This is a genomic window from Deltaproteobacteria bacterium HGW-Deltaproteobacteria-18, from assembly GCA_002841885.1.
Lineage (GTDB): Bacteria > Desulfobacterota > Desulfovibrionia > Desulfovibrionales > Desulfomicrobiaceae > Desulfomicrobium.
Genome location: PHBE01000007.1, coordinates 41,670 through 57,494, shown reverse-complemented (window position 1 = coordinate 57,494; position 15,825 = coordinate 41,670). Strand labels below are relative to the sequence as shown.

General features: G+C 58.6%; 17 protein-coding genes. 5 read left to right on the top strand and 12 right to left on the bottom strand.

Annotated features, from left to right (window positions below):
• Positions 1 to 11: 11 nt before the first annotated feature.
• The 11 genes from CVU60_07260 to CVU60_07210 all read right to left on the bottom strand — a co-directional run bounded on the left by CVU60_07260 (position 12) and on the right by CVU60_07210 (position 11,488).
• Positions 12 to 1,001, bottom strand: coding sequence for a C4-dicarboxylate ABC transporter (locus tag CVU60_07260; protein PKN42010.1), 990 nt, complete (start codon positions 999 to 1,001; stop codon positions 12 to 14).
• Positions 1,002 to 1,687: 686 nt separating this feature from the next.
• Entirely contained in the window at positions 1,688 to 3,088 is a 1,401-nt protein-coding gene (gene gltA, locus CVU60_07255; protein PKN42009.1) for a glutamate synthase (NADPH), homotetrameric, read from the bottom strand.
• Complete coding sequence (locus tag CVU60_07250) at positions 3,089 to 3,922, bottom strand: ferredoxin-NADP reductase (protein PKN42008.1); 834 nt, start codon at positions 3,920 to 3,922, stop codon at positions 3,089 to 3,091.
• 351 nt (positions 3,923 to 4,273) lie between these two features.
• Positions 4,274 to 4,978 (bottom strand): ABC transporter ATP-binding protein, encoded by a 705-nt coding sequence (locus CVU60_07245; GenBank protein ID PKN42007.1) that lies wholly within the window; start codon positions 4,976 to 4,978, stop codon positions 4,274 to 4,276.
• Complete coding sequence (gene livG / locus CVU60_07240) at positions 4,971 to 5,750, bottom strand: high-affinity branched-chain amino acid ABC transporter ATP-binding protein LivG (GenBank protein ID PKN42006.1); 780 nt, start codon at positions 5,748 to 5,750, stop codon at positions 4,971 to 4,973. The genes CVU60_07245 and livG overlap by 8 nt, the downstream gene beginning before the upstream one ends.
• Positions 5,747 to 6,784, bottom strand: coding sequence for a branched-chain amino acid ABC transporter permease (locus CVU60_07235; protein ID PKN42005.1), 1,038 nt, complete (start codon positions 6,782 to 6,784; stop codon positions 5,747 to 5,749). The genes livG and CVU60_07235 overlap by 4 nt, the downstream gene beginning before the upstream one ends.
• The gene (locus CVU60_07230) at positions 6,784 to 7,677 is read right to left on the bottom strand and encodes a branched-chain amino acid ABC transporter permease (GenBank protein PKN42004.1); all 894 of its coding nucleotides are present in this window, start codon (positions 7,675 to 7,677) and stop codon (positions 6,784 to 6,786) included. The genes CVU60_07235 and CVU60_07230 overlap by 1 nt, the downstream gene beginning before the upstream one ends.
• A gap of 75 nt (positions 7,678 to 7,752) precedes the next feature.
• The gene (locus CVU60_07225) at positions 7,753 to 8,892 is read right to left on the bottom strand and encodes a branched-chain amino acid ABC transporter substrate-binding protein (protein PKN42003.1); all 1,140 of its coding nucleotides are present in this window, start codon (positions 8,890 to 8,892) and stop codon (positions 7,753 to 7,755) included.
• A 196-nt stretch (positions 8,893 to 9,088) separates the two neighbouring features.
• Positions 9,089 to 9,856, bottom strand: a complete 768-nt coding sequence (locus CVU60_07220) for an IclR family transcriptional regulator (protein ID PKN42002.1) — start codon at positions 9,854 to 9,856, stop codon at positions 9,089 to 9,091.
• A 331-nt stretch (positions 9,857 to 10,187) separates the two neighbouring features.
• A complete protein-coding gene (locus CVU60_07215) occupies positions 10,188 to 10,646 on the bottom strand; it encodes a hypothetical protein (protein ID PKN42001.1) in 459 nt (152 codons plus the stop codon).
• A gap of 62 nt (positions 10,647 to 10,708) precedes the next feature.
• Entirely contained in the window at positions 10,709 to 11,488 is a 780-nt protein-coding gene (locus CVU60_07210; GenBank protein PKN42277.1) for a hypothetical protein, read from the bottom strand.
• A gap of 340 nt (positions 11,489 to 11,828) precedes the next feature.
• Between CVU60_07210 and CVU60_07205 the strand changes: the two genes are divergently transcribed.
• From CVU60_07205 to CVU60_07185, 5 genes are all read left to right on the top strand, one after another.
• Entirely contained in the window at positions 11,829 to 12,293 is a 465-nt protein-coding gene (locus tag CVU60_07205; protein PKN42000.1) for a hypothetical protein, read from the top strand.
• Positions 12,294 to 12,302: 9 nt separating this feature from the next.
• On the top strand, positions 12,303 to 13,163 hold the full coding sequence (locus tag CVU60_07200; GenBank protein ID PKN41999.1) for a hypothetical protein: 861 nt from the start codon (positions 12,303 to 12,305) through the stop codon (positions 13,161 to 13,163).
• 329 nt (positions 13,164 to 13,492) lie between these two features.
• The gene (locus CVU60_07195; protein PKN41998.1) at positions 13,493 to 13,768 is read left to right on the top strand and encodes a hypothetical protein; all 276 of its coding nucleotides are present in this window, start codon (positions 13,493 to 13,495) and stop codon (positions 13,766 to 13,768) included.
• A 114-nt stretch (positions 13,769 to 13,882) separates the two neighbouring features.
• Positions 13,883 to 14,593, top strand: a complete 711-nt coding sequence (locus CVU60_07190) for an SAM-dependent methyltransferase (protein ID PKN41997.1) — start codon at positions 13,883 to 13,885, stop codon at positions 14,591 to 14,593.
• Positions 14,562 to 14,750 (top strand): hypothetical protein, encoded by a 189-nt coding sequence (locus CVU60_07185; GenBank protein PKN41996.1) that lies wholly within the window; start codon positions 14,562 to 14,564, stop codon positions 14,748 to 14,750. Before CVU60_07190 ends, CVU60_07185 begins: the two co-directional genes overlap by 32 nt.
• Here CVU60_07185 and CVU60_07180 read toward each other — a convergent pair.
• Positions 14,747 to 15,724, bottom strand: coding sequence for a 4Fe-4S ferredoxin (locus tag CVU60_07180; protein PKN41995.1), 978 nt, complete (start codon positions 15,722 to 15,724; stop codon positions 14,747 to 14,749). The genes CVU60_07185 and CVU60_07180 overlap by 4 nt on opposite strands.
• Between the last annotated feature and the right edge of the window lie 101 nt (positions 15,725 to 15,825).

The following is a 15,825-nucleotide window of genomic DNA, read 5'->3' as shown; positions in this document are numbered from 1 at the left end:
ATCTGACGGGACTAGTTGTTGGAGGCGATGGCTGCTTCGAGGTTTTCCTTGCCCACTGCGTCCTCGAACTGCTTCCAGACCGGCTTCATGGCTTCGACCCAGGCGGCGCGCTCTTCCTCAGTCAGAGTAATGATTTCGCTGCGTTTGGAATCGACAATCCTCTGCCTGTCGTTCATGTCCTTCCTCGCGGCAGCTTCATTGCCGACGGCGATGGATTCTTTCAGGCACTCTTCAAGCACGGGCTTCACATCAGCCGGCAGCCCATCCCAAAACTCCGTTGAACTGATGACGAGGTAGTCCAGGATGCCGTGGTTGGTCTCGGTGATATAGGGCTGCACTTCGTAAAACTTCTGGGAATAAATATTGGACCAGGAATTTTCCTGCCCGTCTATGGCGCGGGTCTGAAGCAGGGTGAAGACTTCGGCGAAGGGCTTCTTGAGCGGCATGGCGCCGACAGCTTCAAACTGGGCGGCCAGAACGTCGGAGGTCATGATCCGGAACTTCTTGTTCTTGGCGTCGCCGGGACCATGAATGGGATCGTTGGCGGAAATCTGCTTCATTCCATTGTGCAGATAATCCAGCCCGACGATGCCCTTGTCCTTCATGGAAGCAAGTAGAGCGCGACCGTTGGGCCCCTGCTGGAACCTGTCGATGGCGTCCATGTCCTTGAACAGGAAGGGCAGGTCGTAAATCTGCAGCAAGGGCGTGTACTTCTGGAATTTGGACAGTGCCGGGGCCAGCAGGTGCACGTCGCCCAGAAGAAGGGCTTCGAGTTCCTTGCCGTCACCGAAGAGTTGGGAGTTGGGATAGACTTCGACCACAACCTTGTCGCCGAGGCGTTCGGCTACAAGATCGCGAAATTTGTTGGCCATGATCCCCTTGGGAGTATCTTCGGCAACAACGTGAGAAAATTTGATGACGATGGGAGCAGCGATGGCGGACGCAGCACAAAGTAAAACCGCACCCACCGCAAACGCAAGAATGGTCTTCAGTTTCAACATTCCAAGTACCCTCCAACGGTTAAATTAGTTTGGATCGGAGTACTCTTAGAGACGCTTTACTGCAAGAATTTATAAAAAAAACAGTCTTTTTTTTCATAAATGAACAAAAAAAACAGTTCACCAAACTGTTCACACAACCAATTTTATTCGTGATAAGTTTATCAGAACGTATAGTTATTACGATTATAAGATATTCAAGTATAAATTATAAAAATTATGTTAAAAAAAATGATAAACATACCATTTTAAATAAAATACGTATGCGTAATACTGTGAAAAGGTCAATATCGCATAAAAAAGAGACTTTTATCTGCCACCGTTTATGTCCTATTTTTCAGACACGAACCATTCCAAAAACAAAATATTATCTTTCAAATGAACATTAATCGCCAGTGCACTGTATTTTTCAAATAAAAGTGAAAATAATTCGGCTCCGAGACCCTTCGTTTGCCGCCTGCGGCGAGAGGACACCGTCCCATTCCCAAGAAAGAGCTCTCAGCTTGAAGAAAGACCCACAACGCCACAATGCAGCGAAGCCGGAGAAGGAGTTTTAGCGCGGGATGAGGGGCGGGAATTGAAAAAGAACTGCCCCCGGCGGGCATCCACAAAGCGAAAACAATCGCCGTGGCACCTGCCGGGGGCAGTTCTTCGATACTTAAAGGACCGTCTTCCTAAAGCATGAAAGTCTACCAGCCCCAGGTCAGATATTCGTGGATCGAGTCCGCGGCCTTCCTTCCCGCGCCCATGGCCAGGATGACGGTTGCCGCTCCGGTGACGATGTCACCCCCGGCCCAGACCGCCTTCTTGCCGGTCTTGCCGGTGTCGGGGTTGGCCAGGATGTATCCTGATCTACCCAGGGGCAGATCAGGGGTCGAGCGGGTCAGCAGCGGATTAGCCCCGGAACCGATGGCCACGATGGCCAGGTCGCACTCGATGACGAACTCCGAGCCGGCCACGGCCACCGGACGTCTGCGTCCCGACGAATCAGGCTCGCCCAGCTCCATGCGCACGCATTCGATGCCCTTCAGACGTCCTTTCTCATCTCCCAGATAGCGCACCGGATTGGACAGCAGCTCAAAATTGAGGCCTTCCTCCTCGGCGTGGTGAATCTCGGCGCTCCGGGCCGGCATCTCCGCCCTTGAGCGGCGATAGACGATACTGACCTTCTCCGCACCCAGACGCATGGCCGTACGGGCGCTGTCCATGGCCACGTTGCCGGCGCCCAGCACCACCACGTGGCGCCCCGGCGGGATGGGTGTGTCCACTTTCGGAAAGAGGTAGGCCTTCATCAGGTTGGCCCGGGTCAGGTATTCATTGGCCGAAAGCACCCCGACCAGATTCTCGCCGGGGATATCCATGAACCGGGGCAGGCCCGCACCCACGCCCAGATACACGGCGTCAAAACCCAGCTCGAAGAGTTCGTCCACCGTCTCGGTACGCCCCACGACCACGTCGCACTCGATTTTCACGCCCTGGGCCTGAAGGCAGGACACCTCCGAGGCGACGATGTCCTTGGGCAGCCGGAACTCGGGGATGCCGTAAACCAGCACTCCGCCGGGCTTGTGGAAAGCCTCGAAAATGGTGACTTCATGACCTTTGAGGATCAGGTCCCCGGCCACGGTCAGCCCGGAAGGGCCGGAGCCGACCACGGCAACCTTCTTGCCCGTGGCCTTTTCGCGGGACGGCAGCTCGCATACCTGCTGGGCCCGTTCCCAGTCAGCAGCAAAACGTTCCAGGTTGCCAATGGCCACGGCCTCGCCCTTGCGGCCAAGGATGCAGTTGCCCTCGCACTGGATTTCCTGCGGACAGACCCGGCCGCAGACTGCCGGGAGGCTGTTGCGTTCCCAGATCTTGCCGATGGCCAGATCGAATTTCCCGTCAGCGACGTGTTTTATGAAAGCGGGAATGTCGACACCCACGGGGCATCCCTGCACACAGAGCGGATTCTTGCACTGCAGGCAGCGGCCCGCTTCGGCGATGGCCATTTCAGGGGTGTAGCCCTGAGGCACTTCCTCAAAATTTCTGGCCCGGACCTTGGGGTCCTGCTCCGGCATGGCCTGGCGTGATTTCTTGTTCGTCCCCTCCATCTACCGGCCTCCTTCGCATTTGCACTGGTGCCGACTGAACTGCTCCTGTTCCGAGTAGGCCTGCAGTCGCAGAATCAGTTGATCGAAATCCACCTTGTGCCCGTCGAACTCGGGCCCGTCCACGCAACCGAATTTTGTCTCGCCGCCAACGGAAACCCGGCATCCGCCGCACATGCCCGTCCCGTCGACCATGATCGGGTTGAGGCTGACCAGAGTCGGAACATCAAATTCCTTGGTCAGCAGCGACACGAACTTCATCATCGGCACGGGCCCGATGGCCACAACCTGATCGATCCCGCCCTGATCCAGAAGTTCCCGCAGCACCTCGGTCACAAAACCCTTGCGGCCGTGGCTGCCGTCGTCGGTGCAGACATGCAGTTCATGGGAGGCCAGGCGCATCTTGTCTTCCAGGATAAGCAGATCCTTGTTGCGAGCCCCGATGATGGAGGTCACCTTGCAGCCTGCGTCCTTCATGCCGCGCGCAATGGGATGCAGCACCGCCACCCCAGTCCCGCCGCCAACGCAGACGACGTTCTTGCCGCCCTCGATGTGAGTCGGCTGCCCAAGGGGGCCGATGACGTTCTGGTAGGCATCCCCGACCTGCAGCCGCGAAAACAGCTCGGTGCTCTTGCCGACCACCATGTAGATGACCGTAACGGTGCCCTTGACCGGATCGGTCTCGGCCATGGTCAGCGGAATTCGCTCGCCGTCCTCGTTGGCCTTCAGTATGAGAAACTGGCCCGGTCGAGCCTTGGCGGCGATGCGCGGCGCGTCTATCTCATTGAGGATGACCGTGCCCCCGGCCATTTCCTCGCGCTTGACTATTTTGAACATACCATTCTCCCGTTACATACGTGATAATGCGGACCGGGACGATGGATACGTCACAGTCGCCTCGATCATCGGATGGATCAACCTTCCGGCTGGCAAGCCCTTGCCTGAATATGCGTCAGAGTTGCACCATACCCGGTTGCGCCCGTCATGAGAAGTCCAATTTGAGTGCGCGGGAACCCTGGATTCTTAAGGGGTTGCATCTTTGGAATGGGGCCATGATGGCTCAAATCGACACACGGTGGTCACTAAAAAACCCTCCGTCTCAAAAGAGAGGGAGGGTTCATGTTCAATGTTCAAATTGAAAGCCAGGCGCGCATGCCCGCCCTTCATTGCCGTTGCGCGACCCCTGCTTCATCCGCCGAGATAGGCCTGGATAACGCGCTCGTCAGTGAGCAGTTCCTCGCCGGGCCCCTGCAGGACGATGGTCCCGGTTTCGAGAACATAGGCGTAATGGGCCACCTTGAGGGCCGCAAAAGCGTTCTGCTCGACCAGAACGACGGTCTTGCCCTGGGCGTTGATGACCTTGATGATCTCGAAGACATCCTTGACCAGCAGCGGAGCCAGGCCCAGGGATGGCTCATCGAGCATGACCACGTCGGGAGCGCTCATCAGCGCCCTGCCCACGGCCAGCATCTGCTGCTCTCCGCCGGACAGGGTGCCGCCTTTCTGGTTCTGGCGCTCGCGCATGCGCGGGAAGAGATCGAAGACCCATTCCTTGTCCCGCTCGATGCCTTCCTTGTCACTGCGGCTGAAAGCCCCCAGATACAGGTTCTCGGTCACCGAAAGGTGCGGAAATATGCGCCGGCCCTCGGGCGACATGACGATCCCGCCCTTGACGATCTCCACCGGATCAAGAGTGGTGATGTCGCGATCGTTGTAGGTAATGGTGCCCTTCTTGTTCTTGATCAGACCCGATATGGCCCGAAGCGTGCTGCTCTTGCCCGCGCCGTTGGCTCCGATGAGGGTCACGATCTTGCCCGTGGGCACATCAAGCGAGATCCCCTTGAGGGCGTGAATGCCCCCATAATATACATGCAGGTCGGTAATCTTAAGCATATTTCACGTACTCCTCACCCAGATAGGCTTCAATGACCTTGGGATTGGACTGGATGGATTCCGGGCCGCCCTCGGCGATGGTCACACCGTAATCCAGAACCCACATGTGCTCGCACACGCCCATGACCACTTTCATGTCGTGTTCGATGAGCAGGATGGTCAGATCGAAGCGGGTCCGGATGGTGCGGATAAAATCCATGAGTTCCATGGACTCCTGAGGGTTCATGCCCGCAGCTGGCTCGTCGAGCAGCAGGAAGCGGGGGCCGGTGGCCAGGGCGCGGGCGATCTCAAGACGCCGCTGCGCACCGTAAGGAAGACTGTTGGCCTTCTCCCCGGCAATATCCCCCAGACCGACGACTTCGAGGAGTTCCATGGATTTTTTGCGGATCTCCTTCTCTTCCCGCAGGGACGCAGGAGTCATGAGCACGGACTGAATCCAGCCTGTGCGCTGGCGCACGAAGCTGCCGATCATGACGTTTTCCAGAGCCGTCTCGTTGCCGAAAAGGCGGATGTTCTGAAAGGTGCGGGCGATGCCCGCCCGGCAGACCTGATGCGGATTCTTACCGGTGAGCTCCTTGCCTTCGAAGAACACCTGGCCCTCGGAGGGACGGTAAAAACCGGTGACCATGTTAAAGCAAGTCGTCTTACCGGCGCCGTTCGGGCCGATCAGACCCGTGATGCTGCCCTGGGGCACGCTCGCGGAGAAATCGGAGACGGCGACCAGGCCACCGAAGCGCATGGTCAGATTTCTTGTTTCGAGAATCATGCTCATGCCTTACCTCGCTTCATGTACCGGGCCACGCCGTCCCAGGTGATTTCACGCATGCCCATGATGCCCTCGCGCCTGAAGAGGATGACCAGGATAAGCACCAGGGAAAAGACCACCATGCGCATGCCGGGGATGCCGTCCATGCTCCAATCGCCGATGGTGATGGGATTTTCCACGAACCTGAGCCATTCAAGCACCACGGTGATGCCCACTCCGGCGATGATGGAACCGGTGATGGAGCCGAGTCCGCCGGTGACAACGATCATGAGCACGTTGAAGGTCAGGGTGAAAAGAAACATCTTGGGATCGATGGTGGTCAGCAGGCTGCCCAGGAGCGCTCCGCCGACACCTGCGAAGAATGCGCCAAAGACAAAGGACAGGAGCTTCACCCGAAAGACATCGACGCCCATGGCCTTGGCTGCCGTCTCGTCGTCGCGGATGGCCTTGAAGACGTTGCCGGTGTTGCTGCCCAGAATGCGGATAACGAAATAGAGGGTCAGCAGGCACCAGCCATAGTTCCACCACAGGTTTGCGTGATCCGGGATGCCCTTGAAGCCCAGGGCTCCGTTGGTCACGCGGGGGATGTTGTTGGCGATGACGCGCACGATCTCCGCGAAACCGAGCGTGGCGATGCCCAGATAGTCATCACCCAGGCGCAGGAGAGGTGTGCCTATGACGAGACCGAAGAGGGCCGCCACCAGACCGCCCGCGATCACGGCCACCAGGAATGGCGCATGCGAATTCTGCACCCAGGGATACGCTTCCTCCAGGATGAAAAGCGTGATCTTCTGATCGGGAGTCATGATCAGAATGGAGCAGACATAGGCGCCGATGGCCATGAAGCCCGCGTGTCCAAGGCTGAACATGCCGGTGAAACCGTAGATGAGGTTGAGCGACAGGGCCAGGATGATGTTCACGGCGATGAGGTTCAGGATCTGAATCTTGTAACCATCGAGGTTGGCTTCGGCCCACCACAGGAAAAGGCCCAGACAGGCCACCAGAACGAAATTGAGAAAAATGGTTGTGCTGCGGTTCATCAGACCTTGTCCTCCGTCTTGACGCCCATGATACCGGTCGGTTTGACCAGCAGGATGCCGATCAACAGAATGAAGGCGAATGCATCGCGGTATCCTGCCAGATCCGGAAAAAATGCCACGGTCATGATTTCAATGAAACCCAGGGCCAGGCCGCCGATGACGGCGCCCTGGATGGAGCCGATGCCGCCGAAAACGGCCGCGATGAAGGCCTTGAAGCCGGGAATGGTGCCCATGATGGGCTGCAGCTGTGGATAGCGCAGGGCCCACATGATGCCGCTGGCCGCAGCCAGGGCCGAACCGATGCCGAACGTCAGCGCAATGACCTTGTTTACGGGCACGCCCATTAGATAACTGGTTTCGATATCCTTGCTGATGGCCCGCATGCCGAGGCCGGCCTTGGTGTGATAGACGATGTAGACCAGGCCCATCATGAGAAAGAACGACAGCACCGGCACAAAGAGAGTCAGGGGCAGAACGCGCACGTCACCCCAGAGCATGGGGGTTTCCAGCCACAGCGGGCGGTACACCTGGCGCGGGATGGCCTGAAAGAAGACGATGGCCACGTTCTGCAGGAAAAAGGAGACGCCGATGGCGCTGATCAGAGCCGAAATGCGGGGCGCGTCTCGCAGGGGGCGGTAGGCGATGCGGTCGACCAGAATGCCTATGCCTGCGACGAAAATTATGGACGCAACCATGGCCACGCCCCAGGGCATGTGAAAAAGCGTGATGCCCCAGAAAACAAAGTAGGCGCCGAGCATGAAAATTTCGCTGTGCGCGAAGTTGATCAAACGCAAAATGCCGTAGACCATGGTATAGCCGATGGCGATAAGCGCGTAGAGGCTGCCCAGGGTCAGGCTGTTCAGGAAGTGCTGGATGAATGTTGCCAGATTCATGGACGATCCTTGTCTGAATACGGCGGCAGGGGTTCCCCCCTGCCGCTCACGCCAAAAAAGCGCTCATTCAGAGAATTAGAGTTCGGGAGTGATGGCACCGATGTATGTCTTCTTGCCGTCCTTGATCATGACCAGGCCAACGGGCTTTTCAGCGTCGTGGGTCTCGTTGATGGTCGTGGTGCCCGTCACGCCGACAAAGCCCTTTGTAGCGGCCAGAGCGTCGGTGATGGCCTGGGGTTCGGCGGAACCGGCGCGGGTGATGGCGTCCATGATGATCATGTAGGCGTCATAGCCCAGGGCGGCGTTGACGTTGGGGTCACTGTCGGGATTGATCTTCTTCCACTCGTCGGTGAACTTCTGAGCCACGGGATTCATGTCGGGCATGGAAGGATCGTAGGGGAAGGTGGTGTGCATGAAACCTTCCACGGCAGAGCCGCCGATGGCGGTGATCTCCGGGTTGTCCATGGCGTCGCCGCCCATGATCTTGAAGGTTCCGCCCAGTTCCTGGACCTGCTTCATGATGATGGCGCCTTCGGAAAAGTAGGAAGGAATGAACAGGACGTCAGGCTGCTTGCTCATGATTTCCTGCAGCTGCGCAGTGAAATCCTGGTCGCCGGACTGGTAGTTCAGGGTGGCGACAACTTCGCCGCCAAGCTTGGTGAAGGACTTTTTGAAGAAACTTGCCAGGCCGACGGAATAGTCGTTGGCCACGTCGATCAAGAGAGCGGCCTTTTTCAGGCCCAGATCGCGGTAGGCGTAGGTGGCCGCACCGGCGCCCTGGAAGGGATCGATGAAGCACACGCGGAAGATGTACTTCTTGCCCTGGGTGACGAGCGGATTGGTGCAGCTGGTGCCGACCTGCGGGATACCGGCCTTTTCGGAAACTTCACCACCGGCCATGGCCAGGGAAGAACCGTAGGTGCCGATGATGGCCTGGACTTTTTCCTTTTCGATCAAGCGCTTGACCGCGTTGGCGGACTCGACCTTGTCGGACTTGTTGTCAACCACGAACAGCTCGACTTTCTTGCCGAGAACCTCGCCCATTTCCTTGTGGGCCATCTGCACGCCTTCCAATTCCAGTTGGCCACCAAAGGCATTCTGGCCGGTCAGGGGCAGAAACACGCCAACGCGTACGGTGTCGTCGGCTGCCACGGACATGCCGGCGAAGCCGCAAACCATGGCCAAAACCATGCACAGGACTCCTAGTCGTTTCATCAAAAACTCCTCCAAGGTGAACGTTGAATTCCGGAGACGACGACGCGCGAAGCGCCCCGTATCACCGGCTGCCGTTTGGCTTCGCGTAAACACGTCAAAGCCTGCCATGAACCCGGAAACCCAACGTTTCCGGCTTCCCTTTTCTCCTCGTCCAGGGTGGAGCCAGCAAAGGCTCCGGGCAGCGATGTTCCCGGATTTACCAGGACACCACCGCGGAAATTTTCTTGGCCAGCTCCACCAGATAACCGGCAAAGCGACTTTCAAACTCCTCCATGGAAAAGCGGTCCGTGGAGGAATCAAAACTCACCCCGCCAATGACCTTGCCCGTGCGCAGGCTGTACAGCGGCGCACCGATGGCGATGAGCCCGGGTACGAATTCCTCGCGATTGCGGGTATAGCCGCGCTCCACGGACTGGCGCAGGTCCGCCAGCAATTCAGGTCCGGAAATGATGGTCTTGTCGGTTTTGGGAGTCAAGTCCAGGCGCGAGACAAAGGCTTCAAGCTCTTCATCACCCATGAAGGCCATGGCCGCCTTGCCGGCGGCCAGGTAATACGGCTCGGAGCCATAGCTGAACGAACGGAAGGCCTTGGTGTCCTGGGACTCGCGGCGATAAATCAGGTAGATGGAGTCCCCGGACAAGAGGCCGACGTCGACATGCACGTCGTGGCGCTCGTGGGCTGCGTCAACCTGAGTCTTGACGGCGCGCTCCAGTTCACTTTTTTCGAGCATGGCGTGGGCCAGGGCCAGCATGCGCACCCCCAGCCTGTACAGGCCGGTGCGATCGTCACGCTTCAAAAAGCCGAGATCGCAAAAGGTGTTGACGTATCTGTATATGGAGGTCTTGTTGATGCCTGTGCGGCGGGAAATCTGGGCGAGAGTGTAACCGACGTCGTCGTCGCCGAAAATATCAAGAATCCAGAGGCCTTTGGCCAATGTTTCGGAACTGTTGTCCTTGCCTGCCATGGATGATTCCGGTTGACGATGAAAATTCGCTGATCGATTGGAAATGCTGAAATAATGAACAACTCGTTCCGCTGAGAGAACCTATTCGTGAAGCTGCGAAACGGCTATGCGAAAAGACCGCTGATTGTCAATACAACGCAGACCCACTGGAGCGCCATTTCACAAACAAGTGACGTGGAGAATCGGAAGCGGCGGGAATATATTCAAAAACCGATCTGAAAAAAAACGGCAAATCTTCAAGGACAGGTCCACGAAGCGACCCCCTCAAGGTGGGTAGCACGGGACTTTTTCACGCTTCGGGCAAAGCTGCCCGGATATCGTTGACCAGACATCATCCGCCCGCTTCGACCCCTGTGCCAGCCGCCAAGGACCTGGATGCGGCCGAATCGGCCCTGCTCGCACGCAGCCTTGCCTCTGCCGTTTTCGCCTCGATGCTGGCCTGGTTGGCTTTAATCAGACCCAGACGGGCATCCCGGCCGAAATGCAGCACTCCCTGGAACAGGGTAATGGCTGCGGCGCTGCCTCCCGCGACCACGGCCGAAGTGATCAGCACTCCGATCTCGGTCGCGGGGGAAGCGCCCGGCGCCGGGGAAAACAAACGAGCCAGGATGTCAAACTGGATATGCTGGCAGGTGAACCAGGACGCCAGCAGCGCCATGGGAGTCTTGAGTCCGGGGACCCTGGCGGAAAGCCTTCGAAACCAGTGGTACTCAAAGACAAGGGCCAGGGCCCGCTCCAGCAGCATGGCCAGCACGGCCAGCAGGAGCAGGGCCCCCAGAACATCAAGCAATCGCTCATAAGCGGCGTCGGGACTCGGTATCATCCGTGCTCACCTCACGGTTGAAGTACATGTCACATCACCACGCCATAGGCTTCGGTAAACGCCGCCTCGGCGTAGGCGTTTCGGGCATGGGCGAACCCGGCATCGCCCCACTCTTCCCCCCAGCTGTTGCGCACGATGAAGCCGGCATTGTCGTATCCCACCAATGCTACCGCATGGCCTCCTCTTGCGCTCTCCTTGTTGTAGGATTCAAGCACGCCTGCGTTGACCGAGGCCTGATACCACGTGTCATCGACGTCAAGACGCGTGAGAATGGGGCCGTTAAACGCCAGCCATTCCCGCCACCGGGCCAAATCGACGCCCAGGGAAAAATACCCTGATATCTTGAACCGGGCGGCCAGGGCATAAAAGGAATTGGGCCTGCCGGAATACATGCCGCCATGACGGAACGGCAATACGGACTCCGGCACCACGCCAAATTTCCTGGCGACATCAAGAGCCACCTTGATGCTGGTCCCTGCGTTCTCGATGAAGGTCGTGGGATAGGAGGTGAACATGTCCGTCTCCTTGGAAGCCATCCAGACATACCTTGCCGACAGCCTCTCAAACGCCGGCAGCAGTCCCGACTTGACGTAATGCCACCGCAGCACCGAATTGGCCGCGGCCCATCCCACGCAGGAACCCGTCTCTCCCTGATCATCGATTTCCCACCAAAGCTCCCGCAGATCCTTTGCTTTCGGAACAGTGGGAGCCGTATCGAGAAGGGCCGCGTCCGTCGCGTCTTCGAACGTCCAGTCGGACCCGGTATTCCGGGATGGAATACAGTTGAGAATCCGCGTCGTGAAATCCATCATCACATCCTCCTCGGGTCTGATTTTAATTTCAGCATATGAGAAGGAGTCCGAGCATTAAATACACTGAGAAGTTTAAATTTATTTAATGAAAGATAGGTATTTTAAGGGGACAATGGTCTCCAATATCTACTAACTTCACAGGCCGGAGATGGACCGTCCACACGCAGCGACCCAGGCAAGACCTTCGTGGCGACAGCCGGGAGAGAAGTCGTGTGTCGAGGCCCTGCGGCTCCCGGTGAGCCTCGCCGCCGCCCGCCCGAACCCTGCGCTGGCTTTACGGACAGGACCCTGCTAGCAATGGGCAGCGCCAAAACGAACCACTTTTCCGGGAGCACTCATGGAACTTCAATATTGGCACTGGCTTGTATTCGGCATGATCCTCATCATCGCCGAGGTGTTCATTCCAAGTTTCACCATTTTCTGGTTCGGTCTGGGTGCACTGGCCGTGGGTGGTCTGATCTGGATCGTCCCGGCCATGAGCCTGACCTTGCAACTGTTGCTTTGGGCCGTATTCTCGGCACTTTTGACCGCCTTCTGGTTTCTGGTCATGAAACCGCGAATGGTGGACAAGACCCGCGCAGGCATGTCCCGCGAGGCACTCCTGGGCGAAACCGGCCAGGTCATCAGCACGCCCGAAGGCGACAGGCGCGGCGTCGTGCGCTTCTCCAAACCCCTGCTCGGCTCCGACGAGTGGTCCTTCATCTGTGACGAACCCGTGCAACTGGGCGACCGGGTCCAGATCCGCGACGTATCGGGCAACACGCTTGTGGTTGCCCCGAAAAACAACCAACAAGCCCCTTAGGAGATCATCATGCCCAATCCAGGACTTATCGTAGTCGCTTTCCTACTTCTCTTGGTCATCATCACCATCAGCATGGGCGTGCGCATCGTGCCGCAGGGCTTCAAGTTCGTGATCCAGCGTCTGGGCAAGTACCACAGCACGCTGGGCCCGGGCCTGAACATCATCATCCCGTACATGGACACCGTGGCCTACAAGGTGACGACAAAGGACATCGTCATGGACATCCCCTCCCAGGAGGTCATCACCCGCGACAACGCGGTGATCATCACCAATGCCGTGGCCTACATCAACATCGTTTCCCCGGAAAAGGCCGTATACGGTGTCGAGGACTACCGCATGGCCATCCAGACCCTGGTCCAGACCTCGCTCAGATCCATTGTCGGCGAAATGGACCTTGACGACGCCCTGTCCTCCCGGGACAGGATCAAGGCCAGACTCAAGGAGACCATCTCCGATGACATTTCGGACTGGGGCATCATGCTCAAGACCGTGGAAATCCAGGACATCAACCCCTCCGACACCATGCAGCACGCCATGGAAGAACAGGCTGCGGCAGAGCGCGCCAGACGCGCCACCGTCACCAGGGCTGAGGGCGACAAATCGGCGGCCATCCTGCAGGCCGACGGACGCCTGGAAGCATCCCGCCGCGACGCCGAAGCCAAGGTCGTATTGGCCGAAGCGGACCGGGAGGCCATCGCCAAGGTCGCCGAGGCGACCAAGGGAGGTGAGCTGCCGCTGGTCTTCCTGCTGGGCCAACGCTACGTGGACGCCATGCGCAAGATGGCCGAAAACAACAATTCCAAGGTCGTCGTTCTGCCTGCCGACCTGCCTGCTGCAGTGCGCGGCATCATGGGCACGCTTGGAAAGTAGCGCAGGCAGCGCTCCCGCCCCTGACGGACTGGCACGGCTGGAAGGAATGGAACGGGAATTGTCCGAAATCCGGGAACTCCTGCGCAGGGGCGTCCCCCTGCCAAGCATCTTCTGAGCTGGCCAGGGGGAGGTGACAACTCTTTCTCTCCTCGCTATGGCAAATTCGGCCTCAGACACGTGGCCTCCCAATAACCCTCAACCCCGGAGTCTGGATGTTCAGCGCATCATTGGATTTTGTCGGCACGCTCCGCAGGGGCGACGCCCGGTGAGCTAGCCGGGTCCGTGGCCCCTGCCCCGTCCTCAATTGATTCATCACGAGGAGGAGCATCATGGGCTACACCAACGCCACGGAAGTCTTGCCGAAAACCGTTCTGGAGGCAGTGCAGAAGTATGTCGATGGCGATTATCTGTACATCCCGCGCCGGGATGACCGCAGAAAAGCCTGGGGGGAGCGCACGCAGACGCGCGCGAACATAAGGGCCAGAAACCGCGAGATCCATGCCCGGCACGCCCGGGGCACGGGAGTGCGGGAACTGGCGGACCAATTCTACCTTTCCCCCAAGACCATCGCCAAAATTCTCCGCGCACCAACCGCCGGAAGGTAAACACAGCGCCACGGGCCCGTCCCGTGGCGCTTTTTTGTTTCATAGCCGTCCAGGGGCGGGACGAATGCCGCGAATCGGTGTATTTCCGCTCAAACAAAACACGGAGAAACAGATATGACCTTTGACTCGACCACACTCTTTTCCCGCGAATACCAGCTTCAGACCATGATGGGACCAAACTGCCTGCGCATCCTGGACGAACTGCTCTCCCGCATCGACCTGCCAGCCAATGCCCGCGTGCTCGACCTTGGCTGCGGCATGGGCCTGACCTCCATGGCTCTGGCCAAGGGTTACGGGTGCACAGTGACCGCCGCCGACCTGTGGATACCAGCCGAGGAAAACGCCCGGCGCTTTTCCGAGGCAGGCCTCCCGGACCGCATCACGGCCGTGCACTGCGAGGCCCGCGCCCTGCCCTTCGAGCCGGAGTCCTTCGATGCCGTGATCAGCGTCGACGCCTGGCACTACTTCGCTGCGGACTCGGCCTATCTGAGCACGCACCTGCTCCCGACAATAAAGCCGGGCGGCCTGCTCGCAGTCGGCATTCCCGGCCTTCAAAGGCCGCTTGACCGCATTCCCGACGACCTGCGCCCCTACTGGGTGGACGGCATGAACTTCTGTACCCTGTCCTGGTGGCGGGAGATGTGGCTGCAATGCACGGATCTGACCATCCGGCACGCCTTCGACATGCGGCGCCACAACCAGGCCTGGGACGAATGGCTGCAAAGCGACAACGAATACGCCAAAACCGACGTAACCATGATGGAAATGGAGGGCGGCAGGTATTTCGCCACCCATGGGCTGGTCGGAGAAAAACGAAGCTGGTGAGACCGGCCACGACCTTGCGCCATATCGATTTCGCCCTTTGAATATCGGCCCGGCCCTCGCGCACGCGGCCCAGACCGCCATTCAGCAGCACTGCGACCAGCACGGAAAAGATCATGCCGATCACGTCAACGCTCGGGAAGGACGCGGTATTTTTTAGAAGGCCTGGCGATACATCATGCGCAGCATGTTTTCTGGCAAATTCTGATGCCACAGGCCTTGGGAGTCAGCCAGGAGCCAGACCGCGAGCAGCAGGAGCACGCATCCCAAACCAATGCTCCAGAACGGCAAGCTTCTGCCCCCGACGCGCAGGGTCACGCACTCGGGCACCGGGCAGACGGATTGACAGCGCATGCAGCCCACGCATTCCGGGCTGCGCACGTCGTCCTTGAGGTGCACCGGAATGCCGCCGGGGCATGACGCGCTGCAGCGGGCGCACTGCACGCAAACGTCCTTGTCGCGGCGGATGCGAACGGGACCGGCCCAGCTCAAGAGGCCGAGCAGCGCTCCGTAGGGGCAGAGATAGCGACACCACGCGCTGCGAAGAAGAACTCCGAACACGGCCAGTCCGGGCAGGACCATCAGGGTCAACGCCGAAGGATCCAGGAAAAAAGCCAACATGCGTGCATCGGCCGCAAAATTGTACGGATTGGAGGAGAACCGCTCCACGGCTCGCAAATCCATACCCACGAAGACCGTGTACAGGAAAAAGGCCAGCAACGCATATTTGGGGGCGTGCAACAGGATATCGACGCGCGGGCCGGGAACCCTGGAAAGATTCAGCTTCCGGCCCAGATGGTTGAGCAGCCCGGATGCAAGGCCCACCGGGCAAACGTAGCCGCAAAAACCTTTGCGCAGGAGCAGGGCCATGCTCAGCGCGGCCAGAAAAATGGCCAGTCCCGCCGGATGCACCACGTCCCATACCCCGATTTCAAGTAAGCGACGCAGACCCATCAACGCCGCAATGGGCAGAAAAGCCTCGACGGACGGGGGCCTGGGCACCGGGATTTCGCTCTGGCCCGTCATCCACAGTACGAAGTGGTAGAATTTCAAGCCCGAATACAGGCAAAAAATTAGAAAAGCCGATTGGATCAGACGGTGGAACACGGCAGGGGACGGCAGGGTGAAACGCACGGGATTCCTCGCAAACATCATGAACTGTTGAGACTCGCCCTTGGACCAAAAAAGACCGCGCACTCCAGAGCATTGCATCTGAGCACTTGTGCAGAGCCAGC